Here is a 25,371-nt window from a genome sequence, read left to right on the forward strand (position 1 = left end):
GGCGCTCCTAGTTCTCCTGCTTCAGCGTGAAGTGCCACATCGTCTTGGGGCCCTCGCCCGCGCCCAGCTCGGCGACCTGGAGGGTGACGTCCTTGGAGTACGTGGTCTGGCCGGTCTGCGGGTTCTGCTGCATGAAGAGCGTGTCCGCGTCGAAGCTGCGGTACGTCTGCTTGCTGGGCTCGCGCATGACCGGGCCGGCACCGATGACGATCCAGCCGGACTTGGCGACCTCCGGGTCGACGCCGACGCGCACCTTCTCACCGGGGTGCACGGTGATCGTCTTGCCGCCCTTCTTGGTCAGGCAGGCCGAGACGTCCTTCTTGGACAGGACCTTGCCGTCACCGTCGCAGCCGGGCGTGGCCTCGGCCGTCACGGTCGACGAACCGACGGTCACGGTGGCGAGCGCGGTCGGCTTCTCGCAGGCGGAGAGGGTGATGAGACCCAGGGACACGGCACCGATGGCGGCAGCGGCACGGCGGCCCTTGCCCCAGGAGATCAACGCAGCGGTCATACGGGCAGGCTATCGGGCGCCTTTGCTCACGCCACGCCCGGGTACGGCGTGCCGCGCCGCCCGTCGCCGGTCAGGCCACCCGGGCGCTCGGCGTACCGCCCCGCCGGGCCGCGCTCAGCAGTCCCCGCACGGCCAGCACCACGCCCAGCGCCACCAGCCCCGCGGCCACCGCCATCCCCAGCGTGCCGATCAGCGGCAGCGAGATCCCGATCGCGCCGCCCACCACCCACGACATCTGGAGCGCCGTCTCGGACCGGGCGAACGCGGAGGTACGCACCTCCTCCGGCACATCGCGCTGGATCATCGCGTCCAGCGACAGCTTCGCCAGCGCCTGGCACAGCCCCGCGGCCGCCGCCGCGGCGGTCACCACAACCACCGCCACCGCCTGGTAGAACACCGCCGCCAGCACCGTCGCACCCAGCGCCAGCCCCAGCATCGCCGCGATGATCCGCTCCGGCCCGCGGGCCTTCAGCCAGGCGCCGACCGCCGTCCCCAGCGCATTGCCGGTACCGGCCGCCGCCACCACCAGCCCGAGCGAGGCCGCCGGCCCCAGCCCGCCCAGCGGATGCTCCCGCAGCAGGAACGCCAGGAAGAACGTCAGGAAACCGGAGAGCGCCCGCAGACAGGCGTTGGCCTGGAGGCCGTGCAGCACCGACGGCCCGACCGTGCGCAGTCCGGGCTTCCGCCCGCCGCCCGCCTGCCGCGCCGCGTCCCGGGACGCCAGCCGGGCCCGGCGCTCGCCCTTGGCCGAGTCGACCTTGTGCGGCAGCGAGAACGACAGGACCGTACCGGCCACGAACACCACACACGCCCCGTACAAGGGCCAGGCCGGCCCGATCAGATGCAGCCCGGCCGCCGCCGGGGCCGCCGCCCCCGTCGCCAGCAGCCCCGCGAGCGTCACCCGGGAATTGGCCTTGACCAGCGAAATCCGCGGAGGCAGCAGCCGCGGCACCACCGCGCTGCGGACCACCCCGTACGCCTTCGACGACACCAGCACCCCCAGCGCCGCCGGATACAGCTCCAGACCCCCGGTGGTGACCGCGCCGGACATCGTCAGCGCCAGCAGGGCCCGCGCCAGCATCGCGCCCGCCATCGCCGCCCGGCGGCCGTGCGGCACCCGGTCCAGCAGCGGCCCGACCACCGGTGCGAGCAGGGCGAACGGCGCCAGCGTGACCGCCAGATACAGCGCGACCCGGCCCCGCGCCTCATCCGTCGGCACCGAGAAGAACACCGTCGAGGCCAGCGCGACGGTGATCAGCATGTCGCCGGCGGAGTTCACCGCATGCAGCTCGATCAGCTTGCCCAGCCCCGACTCCCCGGCGCCGTGCGCATGCGTGGCGCGCCGCACCCCGCGCGCCGCACCGGTGAACGGCCGGTGCAGCGCACGGCCCACGGCCCGGCCCGCCCGGCGGACCCGGCCGCGCCCGTCCCCGCCGCGCGTCGAGGCGCGCGAGACCCGTGACGATTTCCCAGCTGTCCTCGACACCTTCGACACCTTCGACGCCCGTACGGCAGCCATCCGGTCATAGTGCCCCAACTCGCCCAGGAGAGGGCACTTTCTCCGCCCTGCCGCGCGGGGCGTACCGGCCCGCGGACGCGGCCGTGGACATTTGCCGCTCCCACCGAGGGGTCGTCCACCGTTGAAGGGGTAGCGTGTGTAGCGCGCCACCGGCGGTCGTTCTTGGCCGCGTGCCTCCGCGCGATCCCGCAGAATGGGACGTAAGAGGTGCGCTCGACCGAAACGACCGGGCGCGGACGTCGACGCGGTCCCCAGGTCCGCTCCGCCCGCCCCGGCACCGCCGGTCGTCCGGACAGGACAAGGACAGCTCCGGCTGGCGCACTCGTGAGACGGCGTGGAAGAGAGAATCGATTCTTGTGAGTGCTGCGATGCGAAGCCGTACCCCTGACCGCCTGTGCGCCGAGGCGGTTGACCTGGCCAGGGCGGCCGCGGAGGAAGCCGCACTGCCCGGCATGGTCGGCGAGCACATCGAGGCCGTGGCCGACGGAGACCGCGTCGTCACCCACCTCTTCGCCTGCAACGAGCCCGGCTACCGGGGCTGGCGCTGGGCCGCGACGGTCGCCCGGGCCTCCCGCGCCAAGATCGTCACGCTCGCCGAGGTGGCCCTGCTGCCCGGCCCCGACGCCCTGCTCGCGCCCGAGTGGGTGCCGTGGAGCGAGCGGCTGCGCCCCGGCGACATGGGCCCCGGCGACCTGCTGCCCACCGAGGCCGACGACCTGCGCCTGGAGCCCGGCTTCAGCGGCGAGGACATCCCGCCCCCGAACTCCCCGGTCGCCGAGGGCATGGCCGCCGAGGTCGCCGACACCGAGGAGGCGGACGTCGTCCCGGGCTCGCCCGCCGTCCAGCCCGCCCCCCAGCGCGGCAGCATCGCGGCGATCGCCGAGGAACTGGGCATGCGCCGTGCCCGGGTGCTCTCCCGCTACGGTCTGCACACCGCCGCCGACCGCTGGGAAGAGGCGTACGGCGCCCGCACCCCCATGGCCCAGGCGGCCCCCGCCACCTGCGTGACCTGCGGCTTCCTCACCACGCTGCCCGGCTCCCTGGGCCAGGCGTTCGGCGTCTGCGCCAACGAGTTCTCCCCGGCGGACGGCCGGGTGGTCTCCCTCGCGTACGGGTGCGGGGCGCATTCCGAGGCGGCCGTCATGCCGAAACCGCCGCGGCCTGCCGCGCCGGTTGTGGACGAGACGGTTGTTGAGCCGTTGTCGCTTCGTCCCGAACGAGACGGTGGGTCCGTCGAGGAAACGGGGCCCGCCGAGGAGCTCGGCCACAGCTAGGGGCTTGTAGCCCGCTTCCCACGTTGCGGTGGCGCCGCCGTGCCCTGTTTTTCGCCTTCGGCGGGGGTGGGTGTTTGGGCGGGGGCCGCTTGTTGTCTGTGGTGGGTGCCGGGTTCGGTCCTCCGGGGCCTGTGTTGTGGACTGCTTCGCTTTACGTCCACAACACAGGCCCCTCCGGCCCGCCCCCTCCCGTACGGATGGCGGCCTCCGTCCGGTGGGGGAGTTGTTAAAGACCAGTAGTTCGGCCGTGTCGTGGCGTGGCTGCGGGTGCTGGTTTTTTGTCTTTCCTTCACCCCCACCGGGGTGGGGTTCCATCACGTACGGGAGGGGGTGGGGGCGGAGGGGTGGGTGTTCGGACGTAAAGCGAAGCAGTCCGAACACCCACCCCGGAGCCCCCGCCACCGGCACCCACCACAAACCGGGGCCCCACCCCAAACACCACCCCCTCCCGCCGACAGGCGGGAAAAGAATCCACAGGCGGGGACACGGCGCCGCACCCGCCAACGTGGGGCGATACCGTCGGGCCACCGACACACGCTTAAGGGAGACGGACAGTGACAGCTACGTCGTGGGTGCGAGGCGCAGCCGGAGACCCGTTCGGGACGGCTCGGCTGCGGCGTGGCGTGCTGGATGCCTGGGCCGCCTCGCCGGCCCGGTTCCGGGAGGATGCCAACGCCGAGGAGGACCTCGCGCTCGGCGGCTACCGCGACCGGCTGGCCGTGGAGCTGGCGCAGAACGCGGCGGACGCGGCGGCCCGCGCCGGTGTCCCCGGCCGGCTCCGGCTGACCCTGCACGCGGCCGACGGCGACGCCCCCGCCGTACTTGTCGCGTCCAACACCGGTGCCCCGCTGGACGCCACCGGCGTCGAGTCGCTGTCGACGCTGCGGGCGTCCGCGAAGCGGGAGCCCAGTGTGGCGGCCGGCGCGGTCGGCCGGTTCGGTGTGGGCTTCGCCGCGGTGCTGTCGGTGAGTGACGAGCCGGCGCTGGTGGGCCGTACCGGCGGCGTCCGCTGGTCGCTGGCCGAGGCGCGGGCGCTGGCGGAGGAGGTGGCGGCGCACAGCCCCGGCCTGGGTGGCGAGCTGCGCCGCCGGGACGGTCATGTCCCGCTGCTGCGGCTGCCGCTGCCCGCGGAGGGCGGGGCGCCCGAGGGGTATGACACCGCCGTCGTGCTGCCGCTGCGGGACGTCGCGGCGCAGGATCTCGCCGAGCGGCTGCTGACCGGGATCGACGCGGCGCTGCTGCTGACGCTGCCGGGGCTGGCCGAGGTCGTGGTCGAGACCCCGGAGGGCGTACGGGAGTTGCGGCGCAGCCAGGACGGCCCGTACGTCCTGATCGAGGACAGCGAGCGGGGCGCCACCCGGTGGCGGGTGGCCAGCGACGGCGGGCCGCTGGATCCGGCGCTGCTGGCGGACCGGCCGGTCGAGGAGCGGCTGCGGCCGGCCTGGTCGGTGACCTGGGCGGTGCCCGTGGACGGCGAGGGTGCACCGGTGCGGCCGGGGACCGCGGCGGTGGTGCACGCCCCGACGCCGACGGACGAGCCGCTGGGGCTGCCCGCGCTGCTGATCGCGTCGTTCCCGCTGGAGCCGACCCGGCGCCATGTCGCGCCGGGCGCGCTGACGGACTTCCTGGTGGGGCGGGCGGCCGCGACGTATGCGGCGCTGCTGGGCGACTGGCAGCCGGTCTCGGTCGGCACCCTCGATCTGGTGCCGGGCCCGTTGGGCAAGGGCGGTCTGGACGGTGAGCTGCGCCGCCAGGTGCTGGAGCTGCTGCCGCGGGTGCGTTTTCTGCCGAGCGCGGGCGCACCGGCCGGCGGGCGGCCGGCCGAGCCCGAGGCGGCGCCGGCGGACGAGTGGGACGAGGGCGACGGGGGCGTCGACCGGTACGTCCTGCGCCCGGTGGACGCCGAGCTGGTGGAGGGCGCGGGCGCGGCGGCCGTGGGCGTATTGGCCGAGCTGTTCCCCAGCCTGCTGCCGGCCGGGCTCGAACGCCGGCCGGAGCTGCGGGCGTTGGGCGTGGCCCGGGTGCCGCTCGGCGAGATGATCGACCGGCTGGCCGGCGTCGAACGGTCGCCCGGCTGGTGGTGGCGGCTCTACGACGCGCTGGCCGGCACCGACCCGGACCGGCTCAGCGGGCTGCCGGTGCCGCTCGCGGGCACCGCCGGCCAGGGTCCCGGCGGCGCGCAGGGCGGCGTACGGACCACGATCGGGCCGCGTCAGGTGCTGCTGCCGCTGCCCGGCGGCGGCCCCGACGAGGACGCCGCGGCCCGGCACCGTACGCTCGCCCGGCTCGGCCTGAAGGTCGCCCACCCCGACGCGGTGCACCCGCTGCTGGAGAAGCTGGGCGCCACGCCCGCCGCTCCGCGCGCGGTCCTGACCACACCGCAGGTGCGGGCGGCGGTGGCGAACTCCCTGGAGGCCGACGAGGACGCATACGACGTCTTCGCCGACGAGCTGGGTGGCGGGCCGGGGGCCCCGCTGGGCGCCGAGGAGCTGGCGGAGACGGTGCTCGGCCTGGTCCGGGACGCCAATCTCACGCCGGGCGACGAGCCCTGGCTCGGGGCGCTCGCGCTGCCCGACGAGGACGGCGAACTGGCACCGGCGGGCGAGCTGGTGTACCCGGGCAGCGACTTCGAGCGCGTCATCCGCGAGGGCGAAATCGCCGCCTGTGACGCGGAGTTGGCCGGACGCTGGGGCGAGCAGCCGCTGACGGCCGTGGGCGTCATGGCCGCCTTCGCGCTGGTCCGGGCCACCGATGTGGTGCTCGACCCGGACGAGATGGACCCCCGCGAGGGCGACTTCGCCGAGCCGGACGACGTCGGGCTGCTGGACGCGGTGGACGTCTGGTGCGAGGACGTCCTCGACGCGCTGCCGGAGACCCCCGTCCCCCCGGTGGTGACCGAACTCGTCGCGGTCCGCGACCTCGACCTGGTCGACGACGACGCCTGGCCCCAGGTGCTGGCGATGCTGTCCCAGCCCCCGCTGCGCGACGCCCTGACCGCGCCCGTACGGGTCCTGCTCCCCGACGGCACCACCGAATCCGTCCGCCCGTACACCGCCTGGTGGCTGCGCGGGCATCCGGTGCTGGACGGCCGCCGGCCCGCCGGTCTGCGCTCGGCCGGCGGCGACCCGCTGCTGTCCGGGCTGTACGAGTCGGCGGACGCGGGCGACGTCGATGCCCAGGTGCTGCGGGCCCTCGGCGTCCGGACCTCGGTCTCCGCGCTCCTCGACGAGCCGGGCGGCGCGGCCGAACTGCTGGCCCGGCTCGCCGACCCGGACCTGACCGTCGGCCCCGCACAACTGCACGCCCTCTACGGCCTGCTGGCGGACCTGGACCCCGACCAGGTGACCCTCCCGGACGAACTGCGGACCGTGCGCGACCAGGAAGTCCAGGTGGTCGACGCGGCCGACGCCGTGGTCGCCGACGCCCCGGACCTGGTACCACTGGCGGCCGGCCGCGCCCTGCTCCCCGTACGCCCGGCCCGCGCCGCCGCGCTGGCCGAACTGCTCCAGGTACGGCGCCTGAGCGAGGTGGTCAGCGCCGAGGTCCGCTCCGAGGGCGTCCGCCACGAGGTCCCCGAGGCCGTCCGCGCCCTGCTGGGCCCGGCCACCCCCGACACCTACCTGGAACACGAGGAACTCCTCGTCGGCGACGGCCCGGAAGACACCGCCGAACTCGACTGGCGCCACACCCCCGACGGCACGCTGCACGCCGCCACCCTGGAAGGCGTAGCAGCCGGCCTCGCCTGGGCAACAGGCCAATGGCCCCGCCGCTTCGAGGTCGCCGCCCTCCTGGAGGACCCGGACCGGGGGGAGGAACTGGCACGGGCGCGGTGGTTCGACTGAGGGAGGACGACCATGGGGCCGGTACCCGCCGGTCAAACCGCGAGCGGCATGAGCAGTTCAGAGCTTTATGAAATCCACGAATTGGCCCCAGGAAATCTGCGGGAAGGTCAGGATTACACCTCCCGGGCGCTTGGAGTCCCGGACCTTGACCTCGGCTGGGTCGCTATCGGCGACTTCGACGCAGTTATCAGACTTGGTGTAGGTGCTGGTGTGCCAATTCTGTATTTCAGTCACGATTTTCCCTTCGCCGGCGGTCGAAGTGATCGATGGAAGTCAGGATGAGATCCCTGGCGGCCTGGCCATAGACGGCGGACTGCCGATGAAGGGCAAATGCCTTGCGGTACAGCTCGATTTCCCTCGGCTGTGTCACGGACATCTCTGCGGAGAGCGCCTCCACCATGACGAGCTTGTCATCGAACATCGAGAAGCCGTGCCCGAGCCAGAGGGCGAGGCGCGCGGACCGTGGGACGATGCCCAGGCTGAGCCGTGGAAGCGCCAACACGGCTAGAATTCGATCCAGTTGGGCCCTCATGACCTCGGATCCGCCGTGGTTCGAGTAGAGGGCCTGTTCCCCGAGGAGAACGTTGAAGATCCGGTTGCCCTCGTAGAGGTACTTCTGCCGTTCGAGGCGCTTCGCCACGGCTGCCTCCGTGTCAGCGGGGCTCTCGTGGAAGTTTGAGACCTCCTCGAAGATGGCTTCGGCGTAGTCGGCGGTCTGAATGGTGCCCCAGATGACATTGGGCTCCCAGATCCTGAATACCTTGGTCTTCTGGTAGAGCGGCAGCGACTTCCTTTGCCGGTTCGCGGCCCCGTCCTGGAGCTGCCGGCGCCACTCCATCCACAGCTCGTCGATGTGGCGAACTGTGGCAAGCAGGTCGGGGAAGTCGGCCTCGTGTCCCGTCGAGTGGCACCAGACGCGGATGTCCTCCTCGCTCGCGTTCTGCTTCCCGTTCTCGATACGGGAGATCTTGGATTCCTGCCAGCTTGTGGCAGCGGCGAAGGCCCGGCCGCTGCTGTACCCCGCGTCCTTGCGGAATCCACGCAGCCGGGCGCCCAGCGCCTCGCGTGTCTCTTGTGCCTGATCGCTCACGGAACTGTCAGGGCGTGTACTCGGAATGTTGGATGGCGGAGGCCCAGAGCAGATCCCGCAGGCGGACGCATTCGGCGACCGTCTCGGGATCATCGATCATTTCGGACCCGAGGACCCTCCCTGTGTCGTCGAAGTGCCCCACGGCCAGGAGCTTGTCATCGAAGAGCCACCAGTCATTTCCCTTTACAGGGAAGACCAGATCCTTGTGCAGCTTGTGGCGCGGTAGCCAGCGGATTGACTCGCCAGCCTCTACGTTGACGTGGGCAGTGGCGTACTCCCACTGGATGTAGGAGCTATGGGGCTCGGTGACGACCCGTACCCGGCGCACGGTCTGCCCGGAGCCGGTGACACGCTTCATGAGCTGTGTCCACGGCACCATGAACGAGTTGTCGACCGTCCCTCGGAGCCAACTCTCGTACGGGCCGTCTTCTGCTGGGACCGAGTAGTCGTCCCTCAGCTCCAGGTGGAAGGCGTCGTGCGCGAAGCCCTCAAAGAGCCGGTTGCGCTCGGCGCTGGAGATCAGCTTCACGTGGTTCCTCCAGTAGGGCGGTGATCGTGGCCTGGGAGACCTCGACCACGCTCTCGTAGTCCGGAATCGACATCTGGGCCAGGGTCTCGGGGTCGGTCACCGCCCGGCCCTGGACAACGTACGTACCGCCGGGTGTGAGGACCATGAGGGGGTCATCAAGGCGCTTGAACTCGCCAGAGGGGAGGCCATCCTTCTCCAGGTGTTCGAACAGTTCGGTGGGGACCTCCACGGCCGTCTCGCCCTCGGAAAGGGTGAGCTGCATCAGCAGGTCGTTCGCGAAGATCTTCCACCCCTGGACGAGGTAGGTGTCACGGTCGGTGGCGTAGAGGGTCGGGCAGTCGCCCACCTGGGAGTTCTTACCAAGGAACCGTAGCTTCATGGCTGTTCTCCTGTCGTCCGCCTTGCACGAAATTGCGCGACACGTCGATGGTCGAGGAGGCATTCGTGCCCGTCAAAGGACTTGCTGCAAACTCACGCAATGTGCTTGGGAGTTGACCGTCGGCCGCTCTACGTTCGTTCCGACCAAGCAGCCATGGCAGCCGCAAATCATGCCGACGTGACCTCCGCCGGCTCCCCCCGGGTACGGCCCCTTTGCCCCCGCGGGGCGGAACTCAAATCCCACCCCGGCCGGCCAGTACCCCGAAAGAGGACAGGTCGGGCCGGGGTGGGTGCAAGTGCACTACGGCGCGGAGAACGACTCTCCGCACAGCGCATGCGCAAGGAGGACTACCCGTGCACAACCTCTACACCCTCCCCGCCGTCGACGACGGCGCGTTCGAGAACTTCTGCGGCGGCAACCTCAATGGCGAGCACGAGTCGTGCATTGACGTGGCAGCCATCCCCGGCGCCGAGGAGTCGTTCGCGCTCCGTGACTCGAAGCCCGAGGGAGCCGGCCAGGAGTTGCGCGCCACCGCCGCCGAGGTGGACGACTTCGTCATCGGCTGGGCCAAGAAGCGGGGTCTGGCGCTCTAGTCTGGCGCTTCCCCATCCGGGACAAAACGGGCCGCCCTGTTCTGGCGGGGCGGCCCCGCATCTCCAGAAGGGCACAGATGAGCTGGTCAGGGCACTGGCACGGTTTCGGACCGTGGATCGGACCATCGGCGGTGTACGGCAAGGAGGGAGGGCGCCGGCCTCCACATCCCAACGGCCCGCCCTCGGTGCTGGACTCCGAGGACAAGAGACAGCAGGCAGTCCTTGACCGGTACCGCGAGGCCGCCGCGGAGTTCCAGACCGGCAACGTGCCGCCCACGATGACCGGCTACTGGCTGATGAAGAAGCACCAGGTCTCGGCCGACCGCACCTGGGCTGATCTGGCTATCGCGTTGGCCTGGCTGACGAAGCAGTACGAGGCGAACACTCCGTTCGAACGTGCGGATGGCCTCCAGACGTACAGCGGTCTCGACACCAAGCTGGAGTACGCCACCGATGTGCTGCCCCGCGGTGTCGACGTGAGCTGGGTGTACTACACGCCGTCCAAGAGCCTGATCTCGTTCTCCGTCGTGTGCTGCCCGAACCGGTTCCACCCGCAGACCTCTTGCCCGCTCCAGCCGTTGTAAGGAGTCGATGCCATGTCGCTGCGCCTCTTGCTGCCCGAGGAAGGCGTAACCGAACTGCTGGCCTCGTGGCCGGATGAGCCCCGCGTCTATGAGCGCGGCAAGTCGGCCCTCCACGAGACAGTCACCGCGGAGTCCATCCGTGGCTACCTCTACACCGGGTGCGTCCCGGCCAACGAGATTGCGGCTGTCAAGGCCCCCACCCCGTCGTTGAGTCAGAACGCGTACATGACGAACGGCAGGACAGACCGCGCGAAGCTCGCCCGGCTGTACGAGCGTGGCTACACCATCCGCCTCGGCAACCTTCAGCGTGTCGTTCCGGCCCTGTCACAGATTTCGGAAGCGATCCAGACGGAGACCAGCTACTCGAACTACATCCACGCCTTCCTGACCCCACCCGACAATCAAGGGCTCCGGCACCACTGGGATCAGCAGATGGCCGTGATCGTCCAGATCGCTGGTACGAAGCGGTGGCAGCTCTGGCGGCCACCGGTCGCAGCGCCTATGCGCGAGTACAACGAGAGCTTCCGCGTATGGCAGGACCACTTCATTCCCGCGTGGGAGGCGGCCGGGCCGGACGTAGAGGTCGACCTCAAGGCCGGCCAGTCACTCTTGCTCCCGCGGGGATGGGTCCACAACCCTCACGTGGTCGACTCCGACGAGCACAGCATCCACCTGACCTTCGCGATCCGGGAACGCACGCAACTGTGGCTCGCCGAAAAGTTGCTCGCCGGCGCCATCGCGCAGGAGGAGTTCCGCCGCATTGTCCTTCCCCGCCAGTTGGGCGGGGAGGGCCTGATGGAACAGCTCAGCGAAGCGCGTGAAGCGCTGGTCAAGCATGTGGAAGGTCTCGACCTGTATGAGGTCGCTCCGACCGTCATCAAGGACGCCTTGACGGAGCTGGAGTACACGACCTGAGTGGATGAATCCTTGACGACGGCTCCCTCCGGGCCCGGAGGGAGCCGTCTCGGCTGTGTCGCTGGGGCGGCTGTACATCCTCCACCGGCTCATGCAGTGGCGCGGGCGTGGTGGTTCGACTGACGGGAGTGGCCGTGGCAGGGAGATGATGCCGCCCATGCCCCTCGCGATCACTCCCGCCCTCCGTGCCGGTGCCCTCTCGGCGACCCCGCAGCCTTCTCTCCTCTCGCCCGGCGGCGAGTTGCTGTTACGGCCCTGGGAGGCGGCTGACGCCCCCGTCCTGCAAGCCGCCTACGAGGACGAGGGGATCCGGCGCTGGCACATGCACCATGTGACGTCCCCGGCCGAGGCGCAGGAGTGGATCGCGGCCGCCCACCGTTCCTGGCAGCAGGAGCGGGACGCCCAGTGGGCCGTCACCCGGGCGTCCGACGGCGAGATCCTCGGCCGGGCGGGCCTGCGCCGGATGGACCTGGACCATGGCGAAGCCGAGTGCGCGTACTGGGTCCTGCCGCACGCCCGCGGCGACGGCATCGCCTCGCGCGCCCTCGCCACCCTGGCCGCCTGGGCCCTGGACGAGGCAGGCTTCCACCGCCTCGAACTCGCCCACTCAACCGCCAACGAGCCCTCCTGCCGGGTGGCCACCAAGTCCGGCTTCACCCTGGAGGGCACCCGCCGCAGCGCCCATCTGCAACAGGACGGCTGGCATGACATGCATCTTCATGCCCGTGTGCAGGGCGATGTGTGAGTGGCACGGGGCGGGCCCGGCGGCGGCCGGTCAGCGGGTGAGCAGTCGGCTGGTGAAGCCGTCCCGGACGAGTGAGGCGTACGCGGCCTGTACGTCTTCAGGTACCTCCTGCTCGATGGCGAAGCCGAGCCCGGGATACTCGATCACCCGCTGGAGATCACCGACGAGCTGGTCTGTCACGAGTTTCTCGTCGCCGATGCTCTTGAGGTAGTCGTCGAATTCCAGCGGTTCCGAAGCACAGATCACCTCGACCTCGGGCCACATCTTGCGGGCGGTGGCGAAGGCCCGTCGCTCCATATAGGGCATGGACACCAGCAGCACCGTCCTGGGGGTGATACCGGCGGCGGCCAGCACCTTCCGGGAGAGCGTGATGTTCTGGCCGGTATTGCGTGCCGCGGGCTCCAGCAGAACGGCCTTGTCCGGCACGCCGAGCTCCAGGGCGTGCTCGCGGAAGTGCACGGCCTCGCCACGGGGGAACCTTTCAGGGGCCGTCGGATTGGGGCCGCCGGTGAAGACCAGGGTGGGAAAGAGCCCCGCGCGGTACAGCCGGGCGCAGAAAGCGGGCACCCCGAGATCGTGACTGCCCAGCCCGATCGCCACGTCGGCCGGCCGCACCTCGTGGTGCATCCGGTGGTAGTCCCAGATCAGTCCGGCCCACTGCCGCTGATCGTCGGTGAGGGCCCGCTGGTTGTCCGTCACGCTGGTTCTCCCTGGTCACCGTCGCCGAGGGAAGGATGTCCCCTCGGTCCCGCATCACTGCCGCTCAGATCCTGATGCCTGCCCTTTTGGCGAGCGCGGTGACCTTCGGATTGCTGCGTTTATGCAGGAAAACGAGCACGCGGCTCAATTCCAGGCTGGTGGGATGGACCTTCGCCATCTGCGGTGCGATGTCCCATGCTTCGGCCAGGGAATCCACCGCACCGTCCCGGTCCTTCAACGCCAGTTGGGCCCGGGCAATATTCATGTGGAGGGGGCCGATCCGCGTGGCCGGCAGGGTGGGGCCGTCGCGCAGATATCTCTCGCCCTCGGCGAGTGCCTCGGCGTTCATCTTGAGGTCGACATGGGTCGCGAGGACGTGGACGAGGGTGTTTTCCGGGCCGAAATGGATTCCGTGTACACCGACGTCGGAGTCGATGACCGCGGCGGATTTGCGGGCGCCCTTGATATGCCGCTCGACGGTCTTCTTGTCCCGCAATCGACCGGCCAGGGTCATCCCCCGGAGATGCAGCAGGCCCAGAGCGAGATGGCGGGTCCTGCCTCGCATGCCCGATTCGGCCCGGACGAGGGCCCGGTCCACAACGGCCAGCCCTCCGGCGAAGTCGCCTCCGTTGAGGAACGTCCCGGCCTCGTCCCGGGAGGCCACGGCAAGCGCCAAGGCGTTCGCGCGCTCCGCCGCCTGCCGCTGCCTGACCACGGCAAGTTCCGCCAGCGTCATCCAGCGGTGGCGGGCGGCCAGCCAGTAGACCGCGCTGTACACCTCGGCGACGTTCGACCAGTCCTCGGGCAGGCCGGTGCTGTGTGCCCGGCCCTGTACACGCCGCAGCAGTCCCGGGAGCTGGTGGGTGACGGTCGAAATGTCGGCATCGCCACGGAGCCGGAACAGCTCAGCGAGGTCGTACGCGAGGCGGTCCTCCCGAACCGGCTCACCGGCCGGGAGGTCGAAGCGCCGCATCGCAGCCCGCAACTCTGTCAGCCGATCCTGGTCCCCGGCCCGCACGGGGACCTGCCCCAACAGTTCGTCCAGGGTGATGCCGAAGGCGCCTGCGAGGACAGCTCCCATGCCCTGGGTGAGTGGTCGTTCGCCTCGCTCGATCTTGCCGAGCATCGATGTCGACATCCGGGCCCTGGCTGCCAGGTGGTCCTGCAACCAGCCCCGTTCGAGCCGCAGCACCTTCACGTTCGCGCCCGGTCCAGGAGCGGTGATCTCTGCACTCATGTGCCGTTACTTCCCAGTCGAGTTCGTCTGGTTCGCCGGACTTCATGCTCGCAGGGGCACCTACCCACGCGCCGCCCTTGTGCACTTGCTGTGCACATTCGCGGTGGCGTTCTGTCGTTGACTGATTACACATGCCAACACCGTCTCAGCCGTCCTCGGCCGGGATCCCATGGAGGTTGACGCCATGTTCCGACGCACTGACCACATCGTCGAGCCACTGCGGCGAAGTCTGTTACCGCCCTCGCGCCACCGCCCCTCCCTCGTCCCGTACGAGCGGGTTCATGGGCTGGGGGTGGCGCCGTGACGGGACACCACGACCCCGCCCGCCTCCTCCCATGGTCCAGCGCCGACGGCAATCCCTGTTATCTCCTGGGGGACGGCACGGGCCATGTCTCCCGTGTTGCCGATGACATCGAGCGCCTTCAACTCGGTATGGCCGACGACCTCATCGGTCATGCGGACGAGCTGCTCGCCTGTCAGGGGGCGGGCAACCGGGAGCTGCGCTTTCTGGCCCGAGGGCTGACCGACTCGCTGCGGGATGTGCGGCGGGTCGCGGAGAGCAGGGGGGAGCGGCTGCGTGCCGTGGGGCGGTCGCTGGACGACGAGGGCGGGAATGAGGGCCAGGATGAGGGCGGGGGTGAGGGTGGGGAGGAGGCGTAGGGGCGGGCTACTTCGCTCGCGCGGTTCGCCGCCGCCGGCGGAGCCAGGTGGTGATTGGTGCCGCGCCCGCGAGGCCCAGCGCTGCCGGGGTCGCTGCGACGGCCTTGTTGAGCGCGGGCTGGTCGAAGGTGTCCGGCACCGGCAGCCACGACCAGCGGTTGACCGGCCAGGCGATCGTGAAGGCTCGTCCCACGACCTGCTTGGTCTCTACGGTGCCGTTGCCCTTGAGGTTCGTGTGGTAGCGGGAGTCCTGGGACTTCTGACGGTGGTCACCCATGACCCAGATGCTTCCCTTGGGAACCTTGACCGGCCCGAATGCCTTGTCACCGCAGGGGGTGTTGCCGGGGAAGAGGTACGAATCCTCCTTCAGCGCCTTGCCGTTGACCTCGACCGGGCCGGTGCCGTGGCACTCGACCGTGTCGCCGCCGACCGCGATCACCCGCTTGATCAGGTCCTTCTCCTCCGCTGACGGCATCAGGCCGATGAAGCTGAGGACCTGCTGGAGAGCGTTGGGCTCGGGGGTCGGCGCCTCGTTCAGCCAGCCGCCCGGGTCGTGGAAGACCACGACCTCGCCGCGCTCCGGCTCGGAGCCGAACCATGGGGTCAGCTTGTCCACCAGGACCCGGTCCCCGCGCTGGAGGGTGTCCTGCATCGAGTCGGACGGGATCAGGAACGCCTGCACCAGGAAGGTCTTGATCAGCAGGGCGAGGAGAAGGGCGATACCGATGAGAATCGGCAGCTCTTGCCAGAAGCCCCGCTGCCTTTTGGCCTTCTTCACGCTGCCGCTCACTTCCTCGTCCCATGGCCATGGCCATGGCCGTTCCTGGTCCGTCGACACCCTCCGGACCGGTCGGCCCCGCCTCGGGCCCGCCGACAGAGGACGCACGTATCCCGCACGTTAAGCGGCACGTGTTTCGATCGTCCCGAGGCCATGTATCAGGCGTATCTCGGTCTTTTGCCGGGACCGTGACAGCCGAGCCACCCGGGAACGGCGTTCGGCCCTATGAGGCCGGCTGCACCCCGGCCGTCACCGCCCCCTCAGTCCGAGCTGAACTTCTTCACCAGGGACCAGATCACCGCGACCGCGCCGACGACCAGGATCAGCCACTCCCACCAGTCGAGGACGCCGTCGCCGCCGGAGTGGTAGTGGCGGGAGTGATGGGTGCGGGCCAGGACCTCGTAGGTGAGGCCCCCGTGGAGGAAGGTCATGGGGCGGAGAGTAGGGGGAGGCGCGGGGGGCCGCCATGCCGGGGCGGGTTCTGTGACCGGGCCGAGACGCGGTATTCGGCCGCAGTCGGAGAGCCGCGTGGCGGCATTCAAAGGCCGCGCCCCAGTGGTCAGAAACGTCCACCCCGCCGATCGCAAACCGCCTCAAGCCGGAAACCGGCGCCCCACCCATCGCCACGTGACCTCCAGTAGGACGGCCGCCAGTACGGCGATGGCCACCGCCACCCAGGGCATGGTCGTGCCGACCAGGCGCAGGGCGAAGAAGGTCTGGAGCCAGGGGGTGGCCAGGACGATGAGGAAGGCCAGGCCCATGGCCAGGACCAGGGCGATGCGCCACCAGGTGTAGGGGCGGGCGATGATCGCCAGGACCCAGATCGCGGTGAGGAAGAGGGTCAGGGTCGCGGCGCTGGTCTCGGCGGGCAGGGCGTCGGGGCCGGTGTAGTAGCTGCGGGCGAGCAGATAGGTGGCGAAGGCGGCGGCGCCGGCGATGAGGCCGGACGGGATGGCGTAGCGCATCACCCGGCGGACGAAGTGCGGGCGGGCGCGTTCCTTGTTGGGGGCCAGCGCGAGGAAGAACGCGGGGACGCCGATGGTGAGGGTGGAGAGCAGGGTCAGGTGCCGGGGGAGGTACGGGTACGGGATCTGCCAGCAGGCCACCAGGATCGCCAGGAGGACGGAGTAGACCGTCTTGGTGAGGAAGAGGGTGGCGACGCGGGTGATGTTGCCGATGACCCGGCGGCCCTCGGCGACCACCGAGGGCAGCGTGGCGAAGCTGTTGTTGAGCAGGACGATCTGGGCGACGGCGCGGGTCGCCTCGGAGCCGGAGCCCATCGCGACGCCGATGTCGGCGTCCTTGAGGGCCAGCACGTCATTGACGCCGTCGCCGGTCATCGCGACGGTGTGGCGGCGGGCCTGGAGCGCGGCGACCATGTCCCGCTTCTGCTGCGGGGTGACCCGGCCGAACACCGCGCCCGCCTCGATCTCGGCCGCCATCGCGTCCCGTTCGCCGGGCAGGGCGCGCGCGTCCACCGGGGCGTGCGCGCCCGGCAGCCCCAGCTTGCCGGCCACCGCGCCCACCGACACCGCGTTGTCGCCGGAGAGCACCTTGGCCCGGACGCCCTGGTCCTCGAAGTAGCGCAGGGTGTCGGGGGCGTCCGGGCGCAGCCGCTGCTCCAGGACGACCAGCGCGGCGGGCTGTACGTCCCGGGTGACGTCGGGGTCGTCCAGTTCCCGTACGGCGCGGGCCAGCAGCAGGACGCGCAGGCCCTGCGCGTTGAGCGCGTCGGTCTCGGCGAGCCGCGGGTCGCCGGCCGGCAGCAGGACGTCCGGGGCGCCGAGCAGCCAGGTGCTGCTCTCGCCGTCCGGGCCGTTGAAGGCCGCGCCGCTGTATTTCCGGGCGGAGGAGAACGGCAGTGACTGGACGCAGCGCCAGCCGCCGTCCGCCGGATAGGCCGCGATGACCGCCTGGAGGGAGGCGTTGGGCCGGGGGTCGGCCTCGCCGAGGGCGCCCAGCACCTGCCGGAGGTAGTCCTCGTCGCCGTCGAGCGTCCGCAGCCCCTGGACGTCCATGCCGCCCTCGGTGAGCGTGCCGGTCTTGTCCAGGCAGACCACATCCACCCGGGCCAGGCCCTCGATCGCGGGCAGCTCCTGGACCAGGCACTTCTTACGGCCGAGCCGGATGACGCCGATCGCGAAGGCGACGGAGGTGAGCAGCACCAGACCTTCCGGGATCATCGGCACGATCCCCGCGACCATCCGGCGGATCGCCGCGTCGCCCGGCAGCCCGAGGGTGAGCAGATGGCTGAGGATCAGGCCGAGCGCGGTCGGGATCATCATCCAGGTCACGTACTTGAGGATCTGGCTGATGCCGGTCCGCAGTTCGGAGTGGACCAGGGTGAAGCGGCTGGCCTCCTCGGCGAGCTGGGCCGCGTACGCCTGCCGGCCGACCTTGGTCGCGGTGAAGGCGCCGCCGCCCGCGACCACGAAGCTGCCGGACATCACCTGCTCGCCGGGCTTCTTGACGACCGGGTCGGCCTCGCCGGTCAGCAGCGATTCGTCGATCTCCAGGCTGTCGCTCTCCAGCACCTCGCCGTCGACGATGACCTTGTCGCCGGGCCCGAGTTCGAGGACGTCGTCGAGCACCACCGCGGAGGTGGGGATCTCCTCGGTGACCCCGTCGCGCCGGACGGCCGGTCTGGCCTCGCCGATGACCGCCAGCTTGTCCAGGGTCTTTTTGGCGCGCAGCTCCTGGACGATGCCGATACCGGTGTTGGCGACGATCACAAAGCCGAACAGGCCGTCCTGGATCGGGCCGACGATCAGGATGATGACGAAGAGGACGCCGATGATGGCGTTGAAGCGGGTGAAGACATTGGCCCGGACGATCTCGGCGACCGAGCGGGAGGAGCGTACGGGGACGTCGTTGACCTCGCCCCGGGCGACTCGCACCGCGACCTCTGCGGCGGTCAGTCCGGGGTTGACCGGTGCCCCCGCGGTCCGTCGGGCGGGCTCGCCACCCGGCCCGGACTGCTCGACGTCGGTCCTCGCCCGCTCCGTCATGCCCTCGACGTTACGGGCGGAATGCGTACTTCACCCGCTGGCCGGGCGGAGGGGCGAGGGGGTGTCCGCCGAGGGCGCGGAGGCGGTCAGGAGTGGTCGGCCGCCGCGGCGCGCTTGAGCGCGGCATCCCGTCCGCGGACGTACCAGATGCCGATCAGGCCCAGGGCGCCGCCGGCCAGACAGGTCCACACCCACCAGGCGTGGCCGTTGTCGGCGAACCAGCCGTAGAAGGGGAGCTGGCCGAGGAAGAGGACGAACCAGATGATGGTGCCGCCGGTGATCGTGCCGACGACGGGGCCCTCGAGAGGCGCCGGGGCCTCGCGCAGTTCGGACTTCTTCCACATGGTGCTCAGCTTACGGGGAGCGGGTGACGGCTCCGCGGGCGGCGGTGGGCAGCGGGCCGGTGGCCGTGCGCGGCGGTGCCGGCGGCGTGGGGTGCGAGCGCAGGGCCAGGTGCCGCAAGGGTCTACGCGCGGAGATAGCGATCAATGCATTGTTTATTCATACTGAACCTTTCTGGATACGGCTGGTATTGCTCGTCTCTTCCTCCAAGTCGATCCAGTTGATTCCGCTTTTGTTCGTGTTCCGGGCCCTCGGGCCCCCACGCCTGCCCAGGCCCGTACGACTGAGGTCCCCGCATGTCCCCCTCGGCCACCACGCCGGTCGACACCCTTGAGAACCCGGCTCCGAAGCCTCCCAAGAACGGCTTCGACGCCTTCTTCAAGATCTCCGAGCGGGGGTCGACGGTCGGCCGCGAACTGCGCGGCGGGCTGGCGACGTTCTTCGCGATGGCCTACATCATCGTGCTGAACCCGATCATTCTCGGTTCCGGAGTCGATAAGTTCGGCCACCACCTCGACAACGCCCAGCTGGTCACCGCCACCGCGCTGATGGCCGGACTGACCACGGTCCTGATGGGCGTCATCGGCAACGTCCCGATCGCCGTCGCCGCCGGCCTCGGCATCAACGCCGTGGTGGCGCTTCAGCTCGCGCCCAAGATGAGCTGGCCGGACGCCATGGGCATGGTCGTGCTCGCGGGTCTGGTGCTGATGCTCCTGGTCGCCTCGGGGCTGCGGCAGCGGGTGATGGACGCGATCCCCAACGGGCTGCGGCGGGCCATCGCCATCGGTATCGGCCTGTTCATCTCGCTGATCGGCCTGGTCGACGCGGGCTTTGTGACCCGTAACCCGGACGCCGCGCACACCGTCGTCCCGATGGGCCTGGGCCAGGGCGGACAGCTCAAGGGCTGGCCGGTGCTGGTCTTCATCATCGGGCTGGCGCTGATGTTCGTGCTGATCGTGCGGAAGACCAAGGGCGCGATCCTGATCGGCATGGTCTCGATGGCCGTCGTCGCGATCGTCATCAACGCGCTCGTCGACATCCCGGACGCGGCCTGGGGCCTGGCGGTCCCCAACGTGCCGGAAAAGATCATCGACACCCCGGACTTCGGTCTGATCGGTCAGATCAGCCTGTTCGGCGGCTTCAAGGAAGTCGGTGTGCTGACCGGCTGCCTGTTCGTCTTCACCGTGCTGCTCTCCGGCTTCTTCGACGCGATGGGCACCATCATCGGCGTCGGCGAGGAGGCCGGGCTGCTGGACAACGAGACCGGCAACCTGCCGAACATGGGCCGGATCCTGATGGTCGACGGCATCGCGGTCGCGGGCGGCGGCTTCGGTTCGGCCTCCGCCAACACCTGCTTCGTGGAGTCCACCGCCGGGGTCGGCGAAGGTGCCCGCACCGGTCTCGCGAACCTGATGACCGGCGGCCTCTTCCTGCTCGCGCTGATCTTCACGCCGCTGGCGACCGTCGTCCCCGCGCAGGCCGCGACGCCTGCGCTGGTGGTCGTCGGCTTCCTGATCATGGCCTCGAACGTCCGGGACATCGACTGGGGCGACTTCACCATCGGCATCCCGGCGTTCCTGACGCTCGTCTCGATGCCGTTCACCTACAGCATCACCAACGGCATCGGCATCGGCGTGCTGGCCTTCATCCTGCTGCGCGCGGCGACCGGCCGGATCAAGGAGGTCCCCTGGCTGCTGAACGCGGTCGGCTTCTGCTTCCTGGTCTACTTCCTGCTCGACCCGATCGAGCAGGCGCTGGGGGTCAAGTAGCGGGCCAGCGGACTCCCAGCTTCTCCGTCTCGTCGACGGAGCACTGGAACCGCTCGTCGAAGTCTTCGCGGATGAGCGTCCGGACCACATAGTCCTGGACGCTCATTCCGCGTTTTGCGGCGTGCTGCCGGATGCGGTCCAGCAGTTCCCCGTCCACCCGCAGGCTGAGCACCTTCGATCCCATTCGGACACGGTCCCGTCCGTACGCGGTCAGGCGGGTCACTTTCGGCGGCGTCCTCACTCATATGGGTGACCCATGGCGGATGGCTGCCCTTGGCTTTCCTTAGAAAGGGTAATGAGTTATGCTAAAGACCATGCCGGAACTGTCCTCCCTCCAGCCCGACGGGCCGGAGGTGCCCCCTGACGACGCGGCCGCGGTGAACGCCCTGCGGTCCGCCGTGATGCGCCTGTCGCGCCGACTCAAGCATCAGCGGGTCGACGAATCGCTGAGCCCCACCGAGATGTCGGTGCTCGGCACCCTCGCCCGGTGCGGCCATGCCACCCCCGGTGAGCTGGCCCGCAAGGAGCATGTGCAGCCGCCGTCGATGACCCGCATCGTGGCCATGCTGGAGGCCAAGGGACTGGTCCGGCTCGAACCGCACCCCGACGACCGCCGTCAGAAGGTCGTCACGCAGACCGAGCAGGCCGAGGCGATGCTCGAAGAGAGCCGCCGTAAGCGCAACGCCTGGCTCGCCGAGCTGGCCTCCGGGCTGGACGAGGACGAGTGGGCGAAGGTGCGGGCCGCCGCGCCCGTGCTGGAGAAGCTCGCACAGCTGTAGAACCCGAGGCCGAGGAGGCGAACCCACTTTGAGTACGGGATCCGGAGCAGACTCCGCCCCCGCACCGAACTCCCACGACGACACGGTTTCCGACGACGCGACCGCGACCGCTCCGGGCACCGCCCCGGCTGTCGCCGCCGGCCCCGCCGCCACACCGCGCACGGGCACGTTCAGCTCCCTGCGGATACGCAACTACCGCCTCTTCGCCACCGGCCAGATGGTGTCCAACACCGGCACCTGGATGCAGCGCATCGCCCAGGACTGGCTGGTGCTCAGCCTCACCGGCTCCTCCACCGCGGTCGGTATCACCACCGCGCTGCAATTCCTGCCGATGCTGCTCTTCGGGCTCTACGGCGGTGTCATCGCCGACCGCTTCGCCAAGCGCAAGCTGCTGCTCGTCACCCAGTCCGCCATGGGCGTCACCGGCCTGGCCCTCGCCGCGCTCACGCTGAGCGGGCAGGTGCAGGTCTGGCACGTCTACCTGACCGCCTTCGCGCTCGGCCTGGTCACCGTCCTCGACAACCCCGCCCGGCAGGCGTTCGTCTCCGAAATGGTCGGCCAGGACGAGCTGCGCAACGCCGTCAGCCTCAACTCCGCCAACTTCCAGTCCGCGCGGCTGATCGGACCCGCCGCCGCCGGTGTCCTGATCACCGCCTTCGGCAGCGGCTGGGCCTTCCTGTTCAACGGTCTCTCGTTCATCGCCCCGCTCACCGGCCTGCTGATGATGCGCACCGCCGAACTCCACAAGGTCCACCGCGTCCCGCGCAGCAAGGGCCAGCTCCGGGAGGGCCTGCGGTATGTGTCCGGCCGCCCCGATCTGATCTGGCCCATCGTGCTGGTCGGCTTCATCGGGACCTTCGGCTTCAACTTCCCGATCTGGCTGACCGCGTTCGTGCACCACGTCTACCACCAGGGCGCGGGGACGTACTCCCTGTTCAACGGGCTGATGGCGGCCGGCTCGCTGATCGGCGCGCTGCTCGCGGCCCGTCGCGCGAGTTCCCGGCTGCGGCTGGTGGTGGGGGCGGCGATGCTCTTCGGCGCCCTGGAGATCGCGGCCGCGCTCGCCCCGTCGTTCTGGGTCTTCGCGGCGCTGCTGGTCCTGATCGGCACGGTCGGCCTGACCATCAATGTCACGGCCAATTCGAGCATCCAGATGGCCACCGATCCGGCCATGCGCGGCCGGGTGATGAGCCTGTTCATGATGGTCTTCGTGGGCGGCACCCCGCTCGGCGCACCGCTGGTCGGCTGGATCACCGACACCTTCGGCCCGCGGATCGGCTTCCTGGCGGGCGGGGTGGTCTCGCTCGCGGCCGCCGTCCTCATCGGCCTGATCCTCGCCAGGGTGGGCGGTCTGCGCCTCAAGATCGACCTGCGCCGCGGCCATCGGCACCTCACGTTCGTGCCCCGGGCCCCGGACGATGCCCGTTCCGCGGAGCGGGCTCTGACGCCCGCGGCATAGTGCACGCACCGTGGCCCGGCGCCGCCGCGGGGCCGGGCCGTGGCACGCCGGGTCCCGCCGGACGGCCGGTGCGCTGGGCCACACTGGCCGCATGAGACTCTTCGCCGCCGTCCTGCCCCCCGCGCCCGCGATCGAGGAACTGGCCGCCGAGGTGGCGCAGTTGAAGCAGCTCCCGGCCGCCGACCGGCTGCGCTGGACCGGCCGGGAGAGCTGGCACTTCACCCTCGCCTTCTACGGGGAGGTGCCCGAGGAGACCGTCCCCGGCCTGGCCGAGCGGCTGGCGCGGGCCGCCCACCGCCGCGACCCCTACGAGCTGCGGATCGCCGGCGGCGGCCGCTTCTCGGACCGGGTGGTGTGGGCCGGGGCCGACGGCGACCGCCCCGCCATGCGCCGGCTGGCCGACGCGGCCACCGCGGCGGGCCGCCGGGCCGGCCTCGCCATGGACGACGAGCACCGCCCGTACACCCCGCACCTCACCCTCGCCCGCAACCGCGTCCCCGGCCTGGACCTCCGCCCGTACGCGACCGCCCTCAAGGACTTCGCCGGGACCGCCTGGACGGTCGAGGCCCTCGCGCTGGTGTGCAGCCATCCCCCCGTCGCGGGCGTGGCGGGCAGGCAGCCCCGGTACGAAACGGTGGGGTCCTGGCCGCTGGGCCACTGACGGTCCGCGGCCGCTGGTTCCCGGCCCGATGAAGCGTTCGGGTCCGTCCCGGTTACGCTCAGAGGGTGGATCCCAAAACCCGTAACCGGATCATGTCCGGTCTGCTCGCCGTGCTGCTCATCGTCGTGATCGTGGCGGCGGCACTGCGCTGACGGCTGCCCCAGGGCGCCCGGCGGCCCGGTTGGAACCGGCCGCCGGGCGCCCGGCCGTTCACCAGGCGAAGGCCTCCGGGCTCGGCCCGGGGCCGGGGAAGATCTCGTCGAGCGAGGCGAGCAGCTCGTCCGGGAGGGTCAGCTCGACGGCCCGCAGCGCGGAGGCGAGCTGGTCCGCGGTGCGCGGGCCGACGATCGGGCCGGTGACCCCGGGCCGGGTGAGCAGCCACGCCAGGGCCACCTCACCGGGCTCCAGACCGTGCTTGTCGAGCAGATCCTCGTACGACTGGATCTGGGCGCGGATCGTGGAGTTGGCGAGCGAGTCCGCCGAGCGGCCGGCGCCCGAGCGGCCCGCACCGCCCTCGCGCTCCTTGCGGAGGGCACCGCCCAGCAGCCCGCCGTGCAGCGGGGACCACGGGATGACGCCCAGGCCGTAGCCCTCGGCGGCCGGGATGACCTCCATCTCGGCGCGCCGCTCGGCGAGGTTGTACAGGCACTGCTCGCTGACCAGGCCGTACGAGCCGCGGCGGGCGGCGGTCTCGTTGGCGCGGGCGATATGCCAGCCGGCGTGGTTGGACGAGCCCACGTAGAGGATCTTGCCCTGCTGGACGAGCACGTCCATGGCCTGCCAGATCTCGTCCCAGGGCGTGTCCCGGTCGACGTGGTGGAACTGGTAGAGGTCGATGTAGTCGGTGCCCAGCCGCTTGAGGCTGGCGTCCACCGACCGCCGGATGTTGAGCGCGGAGAGCTTGTCGTGGTTGGGCCAGACCTTGCCGTCGTCCGTTGCCATGTTGGCGTAGAGCTTGGTGGCCAGCACGGTCTTGTCCCGCCGGGCGCCGCCCTTGGCGAACCACGAGCCGACGATCTCCTCCGTACGGCCCTTGTTGGCACCCCAGCCATAGACGTTGGCGGTGTCGAAGAAGTTGATGCCGGCCTGCTGCGCCGCGTCCATGATGGTGTGGCTTTCGGCCTCGTCCGTCTGAGGCCCGAAGTTCATCGTGCCGAGGACGAGTCGGCTGACCTTGAGTCCGGTGCGTCCGAGCTGCGTGTACTTCATGGTGGTCCAGCCAACGCCTTGAAGTGCGCTCAAAGCAAGGCCCGTTCGGGGGTCAGGGGCACCGGCGACCGCGCGCGCCGAGTCACCCCGCCGGTACGGCCGCCCCGGACACCGCGGCGGCGCGGTACGGCCCGCCGACGCCCCACGCCTGATGCATCGCCTGGGCGAACGCGCCCGCCAGCAAGTGCTCGCCGTGCTCCGACGGATGGGTCCCGTCATAGGTGGCGCGGCCGGTCTCCCAGCCCTCCGGTTCGGAGGCCAGCAGCAACGGGGAGGCGGGGGTGGAGAGATCGGCGACGGCCTTGGCCAGGAGTTCGTTGAAGCGGACGCACTCGGTGCCGAAGGCGGGGTCCGCCGAGGCCCGGACGTTGGGGATCACCGGCAGCAGCACCGCCCGGATGTGCGGCGCCGCCCGGCGGGCCCGCGCCACGAAGTGCCGTACGTTCTCCGCGGTCTGCTCGGCGTTCGTGTAGAAGCCGAGGTCTATCAGGCCGAGCGAGACCAGCAGGGTGTCGGCCCGGTGCGCGCGCACCGCGTCGCCGATCAGCGGGGCCATGTGCAGCCAGCCCTCGCCCCAGCCCGCGAGATGGCGGCGGGCCTCGCCGGGGAAGCCGGGGTCGGCGTAGGCGGTGGAGGCGGCGGTGCCGTCGGCGGGGTCATGGAGCGTGTCGCGCGGTCCGACGATGCGGTACGGCCCGGCGCAGGTCGCGTTCAGGTGCTGCCACATGCGGTAACGCCAGGTGAAATCGCCGGTGGCGCCGACCGTCATGGAGTCACCGACGAACATGA

Annotated in this window: 26 protein-coding genes; 11 read left to right on the forward strand and 15 right to left on the reverse strand. The window is 70.6% G+C overall.

Annotation, left to right across the window (positions count from 1 at the left end; all coding sequences use genetic code 11):
* Nucleotides 1-7: 7 nt before the first annotated feature.
* Together AC3EUV_RS05865 and AC3EUV_RS05870 are read right to left on the reverse strand one after the other, a co-directional pair.
* Nucleotides 8-511 (reverse strand): hypothetical protein, encoded by a 504-nt coding sequence (locus AC3EUV_RS05865; protein WP_042147220.1) that lies wholly within the window; start codon nucleotides 509-511, stop codon nucleotides 8-10.
* Nucleotides 512-581: 70 nt separating this feature from the next.
* Entirely contained in the window at nucleotides 582-2,030 is a 1,449-nt protein-coding gene (locus tag AC3EUV_RS05870) for an MFS transporter (RefSeq protein WP_432143559.1), read from the reverse strand.
* 368 nt (nucleotides 2,031-2,398) lie between these two features.
* Here AC3EUV_RS05870 and AC3EUV_RS05875 point away from each other — a divergent pair, with 368 nt between their 5' ends.
* A complete protein-coding gene (locus AC3EUV_RS05875) occupies nucleotides 2,399-3,304 on the forward strand; it encodes a DUF3027 domain-containing protein (protein ID WP_432143558.1) in 906 nt (301 codons plus the stop codon).
* Nucleotides 3,305-3,927: 623 nt separating this feature from the next.
* Nucleotides 3,928-7,146, forward strand: coding sequence for a sacsin N-terminal ATP-binding-like domain-containing protein (locus AC3EUV_RS05880; protein ID WP_435602455.1), 3,219 nt, complete (start codon nucleotides 3,928-3,930; stop codon nucleotides 7,144-7,146).
* A gap of 57 nt (nucleotides 7,147-7,203) precedes the next feature.
* Here AC3EUV_RS05880 and AC3EUV_RS05885 read toward each other — a convergent pair whose 3' ends face one another.
* The 4 genes from AC3EUV_RS05885 to AC3EUV_RS05900 are packed head-to-tail and all read right to left on the reverse strand — an operon-like array spanning nucleotide 7,204 to nucleotide 9,144.
* Nucleotides 7,204-7,380 (reverse strand): DUF397 domain-containing protein, encoded by a 177-nt coding sequence (locus AC3EUV_RS05885; protein ID WP_432143557.1) that lies wholly within the window; start codon nucleotides 7,378-7,380, stop codon nucleotides 7,204-7,206.
* On the reverse strand, nucleotides 7,373-8,236 hold the full coding sequence (locus AC3EUV_RS05890) for a helix-turn-helix domain-containing protein (protein WP_432143556.1): 864 nt from the start codon (nucleotides 8,234-8,236) through the stop codon (nucleotides 7,373-7,375). The genes AC3EUV_RS05885 and AC3EUV_RS05890 overlap by 8 nt, the downstream gene beginning before the upstream one ends.
* A gap of 7 nt (nucleotides 8,237-8,243) precedes the next feature.
* Nucleotides 8,244-8,765: a DUF6879 family protein gene (locus AC3EUV_RS05895; protein ID WP_435602327.1), complete on the reverse strand. Its 522-nt coding sequence runs from the start codon at nucleotides 8,763-8,765 to the stop codon at nucleotides 8,244-8,246.
* Nucleotides 8,725-9,144, reverse strand: coding sequence for a hypothetical protein (locus tag AC3EUV_RS05900; RefSeq protein ID WP_432143554.1), 420 nt, complete (start codon nucleotides 9,142-9,144; stop codon nucleotides 8,725-8,727). The genes AC3EUV_RS05895 and AC3EUV_RS05900 overlap by 41 nt, the downstream gene beginning before the upstream one ends.
* Nucleotides 9,145-9,497: 353 nt before the next feature.
* Here AC3EUV_RS05900 and AC3EUV_RS05905 point away from each other — a divergent pair, with 353 nt between their 5' ends.
* The 4 genes from AC3EUV_RS05905 (at nucleotide 9,498) to AC3EUV_RS05920 (ending at nucleotide 11,981) form a co-directional block, all read left to right on the forward strand.
* A complete protein-coding gene (locus AC3EUV_RS05905) occupies nucleotides 9,498-9,737 on the forward strand; it encodes a DUF397 domain-containing protein (protein ID WP_432143553.1) in 240 nt (79 codons plus the stop codon).
* Between the two features lie 77 nt (nucleotides 9,738-9,814).
* Nucleotides 9,815-10,321, forward strand: coding sequence for a hypothetical protein (locus AC3EUV_RS05910; RefSeq protein ID WP_432143552.1), 507 nt, complete (start codon nucleotides 9,815-9,817; stop codon nucleotides 10,319-10,321).
* Between the two features lie 12 nt (nucleotides 10,322-10,333).
* Nucleotides 10,334-11,236, forward strand: coding sequence for a JmjC domain-containing protein (locus AC3EUV_RS05915; protein WP_432143551.1), 903 nt, complete (start codon nucleotides 10,334-10,336; stop codon nucleotides 11,234-11,236).
* 157 nt (nucleotides 11,237-11,393) lie between these two features.
* Nucleotides 11,394-11,981 (forward strand): GNAT family N-acetyltransferase, encoded by a 588-nt coding sequence (locus AC3EUV_RS05920; RefSeq protein ID WP_435602328.1) that lies wholly within the window; start codon nucleotides 11,394-11,396, stop codon nucleotides 11,979-11,981.
* 30 nt (nucleotides 11,982-12,011) lie between these two features.
* Here AC3EUV_RS05920 and AC3EUV_RS05925 read toward each other — a convergent pair whose 3' ends face one another.
* Nucleotides 12,012-12,680, reverse strand: a complete 669-nt coding sequence (locus tag AC3EUV_RS05925) for a YdcF family protein (RefSeq protein WP_432143549.1) — start codon at nucleotides 12,678-12,680, stop codon at nucleotides 12,012-12,014.
* A 64-nt stretch (nucleotides 12,681-12,744) separates the two neighbouring features.
* Nucleotides 12,745-13,878, reverse strand: a complete 1,134-nt coding sequence (locus AC3EUV_RS05930) for a helix-turn-helix domain-containing protein (RefSeq protein WP_432143548.1) — start codon at nucleotides 13,876-13,878, stop codon at nucleotides 12,745-12,747.
* Between the two features lie 339 nt (nucleotides 13,879-14,217).
* Between AC3EUV_RS05930 and AC3EUV_RS05935 the strand changes: the two genes are divergently transcribed.
* The gene (locus AC3EUV_RS05935; RefSeq protein ID WP_435602329.1) at nucleotides 14,218-14,577 is read left to right on the forward strand and encodes a hypothetical protein; all 360 of its coding nucleotides are present in this window, start codon (nucleotides 14,218-14,220) and stop codon (nucleotides 14,575-14,577) included.
* 7 nt (nucleotides 14,578-14,584) lie between these two features.
* On the opposite strand, the gene lepB is transcribed toward AC3EUV_RS05935, so the two are convergent.
* The 4 genes from lepB to AC3EUV_RS05955 form a co-directional block, all read right to left on the reverse strand.
* Entirely contained in the window at nucleotides 14,585-15,367 is a 783-nt protein-coding gene (lepB, locus tag AC3EUV_RS05940; RefSeq protein ID WP_435602330.1) for a signal peptidase I, read from the reverse strand.
* A gap of 248 nt (nucleotides 15,368-15,615) precedes the next feature.
* Entirely contained in the window at nucleotides 15,616-15,786 is a 171-nt protein-coding gene (locus AC3EUV_RS05945) for a hypothetical protein (protein WP_432143545.1), read from the reverse strand.
* Between the two features lie 162 nt (nucleotides 15,787-15,948).
* Complete coding sequence (locus AC3EUV_RS05950) at nucleotides 15,949-18,363, reverse strand: HAD-IC family P-type ATPase (protein WP_435602331.1); 2,415 nt, start codon at nucleotides 18,361-18,363, stop codon at nucleotides 15,949-15,951.
* 86 nt (nucleotides 18,364-18,449) lie between these two features.
* On the reverse strand, nucleotides 18,450-18,707 hold the full coding sequence (locus AC3EUV_RS05955) for a DUF2530 domain-containing protein (protein WP_432143543.1): 258 nt from the start codon (nucleotides 18,705-18,707) through the stop codon (nucleotides 18,450-18,452).
* Nucleotides 18,708-19,001: 294 nt separating this feature from the next.
* Between AC3EUV_RS05955 and AC3EUV_RS05960 the strand changes: the two genes are divergently transcribed.
* Entirely contained in the window at nucleotides 19,002-20,474 is a 1,473-nt protein-coding gene (locus AC3EUV_RS05960) for an NCS2 family permease (protein WP_432143542.1), read from the forward strand.
* Here AC3EUV_RS05960 and AC3EUV_RS05965 read toward each other — a convergent pair.
* Entirely contained in the window at nucleotides 20,467-20,658 is a 192-nt protein-coding gene (locus AC3EUV_RS05965; protein WP_432143541.1) for a hypothetical protein, read from the reverse strand. The genes AC3EUV_RS05960 and AC3EUV_RS05965 overlap by 8 nt on opposite strands.
* A gap of 130 nt (nucleotides 20,659-20,788) precedes the next feature.
* On the opposite strand from AC3EUV_RS05965, the gene AC3EUV_RS05970 reads away from it, so the two are divergent.
* The 3 genes from AC3EUV_RS05970 to thpR all read left to right on the forward strand — a co-directional run bounded on the left by AC3EUV_RS05970 (nucleotide 20,789) and on the right by thpR (nucleotide 23,373).
* The gene (locus AC3EUV_RS05970) at nucleotides 20,789-21,253 is read left to right on the forward strand and encodes a MarR family winged helix-turn-helix transcriptional regulator (RefSeq protein WP_018089673.1); all 465 of its coding nucleotides are present in this window, start codon (nucleotides 20,789-20,791) and stop codon (nucleotides 21,251-21,253) included.
* Between the two features lie 28 nt (nucleotides 21,254-21,281).
* A complete protein-coding gene (locus tag AC3EUV_RS05975; RefSeq protein WP_435602332.1) occupies nucleotides 21,282-22,712 on the forward strand; it encodes an MFS transporter in 1,431 nt (476 codons plus the stop codon).
* 91 nt (nucleotides 22,713-22,803) lie between these two features.
* Complete coding sequence (thpR, locus tag AC3EUV_RS05980; RefSeq protein ID WP_432143539.1) at nucleotides 22,804-23,373, forward strand: RNA 2',3'-cyclic phosphodiesterase; 570 nt, start codon at nucleotides 22,804-22,806, stop codon at nucleotides 23,371-23,373.
* A gap of 210 nt (nucleotides 23,374-23,583) precedes the next feature.
* Here thpR and AC3EUV_RS05985 read toward each other — a convergent pair whose 3' ends face one another.
* Nucleotides 23,584-24,582: an aldo/keto reductase gene (locus tag AC3EUV_RS05985; RefSeq protein WP_432143538.1), complete on the reverse strand. Its 999-nt coding sequence runs from the start codon at nucleotides 24,580-24,582 to the stop codon at nucleotides 23,584-23,586.
* 82 nt (nucleotides 24,583-24,664) lie between these two features.
* A complete protein-coding gene (locus AC3EUV_RS05990; protein ID WP_432143631.1) occupies nucleotides 24,665-25,369 on the reverse strand; it encodes a GDSL-type esterase/lipase family protein in 705 nt (234 codons plus the stop codon).
* Between the last annotated feature and the right edge of the window lie 2 nt (nucleotides 25,370-25,371).

Source organism: Streptomyces sp. bgisy130 (assembly GCF_057708345.1).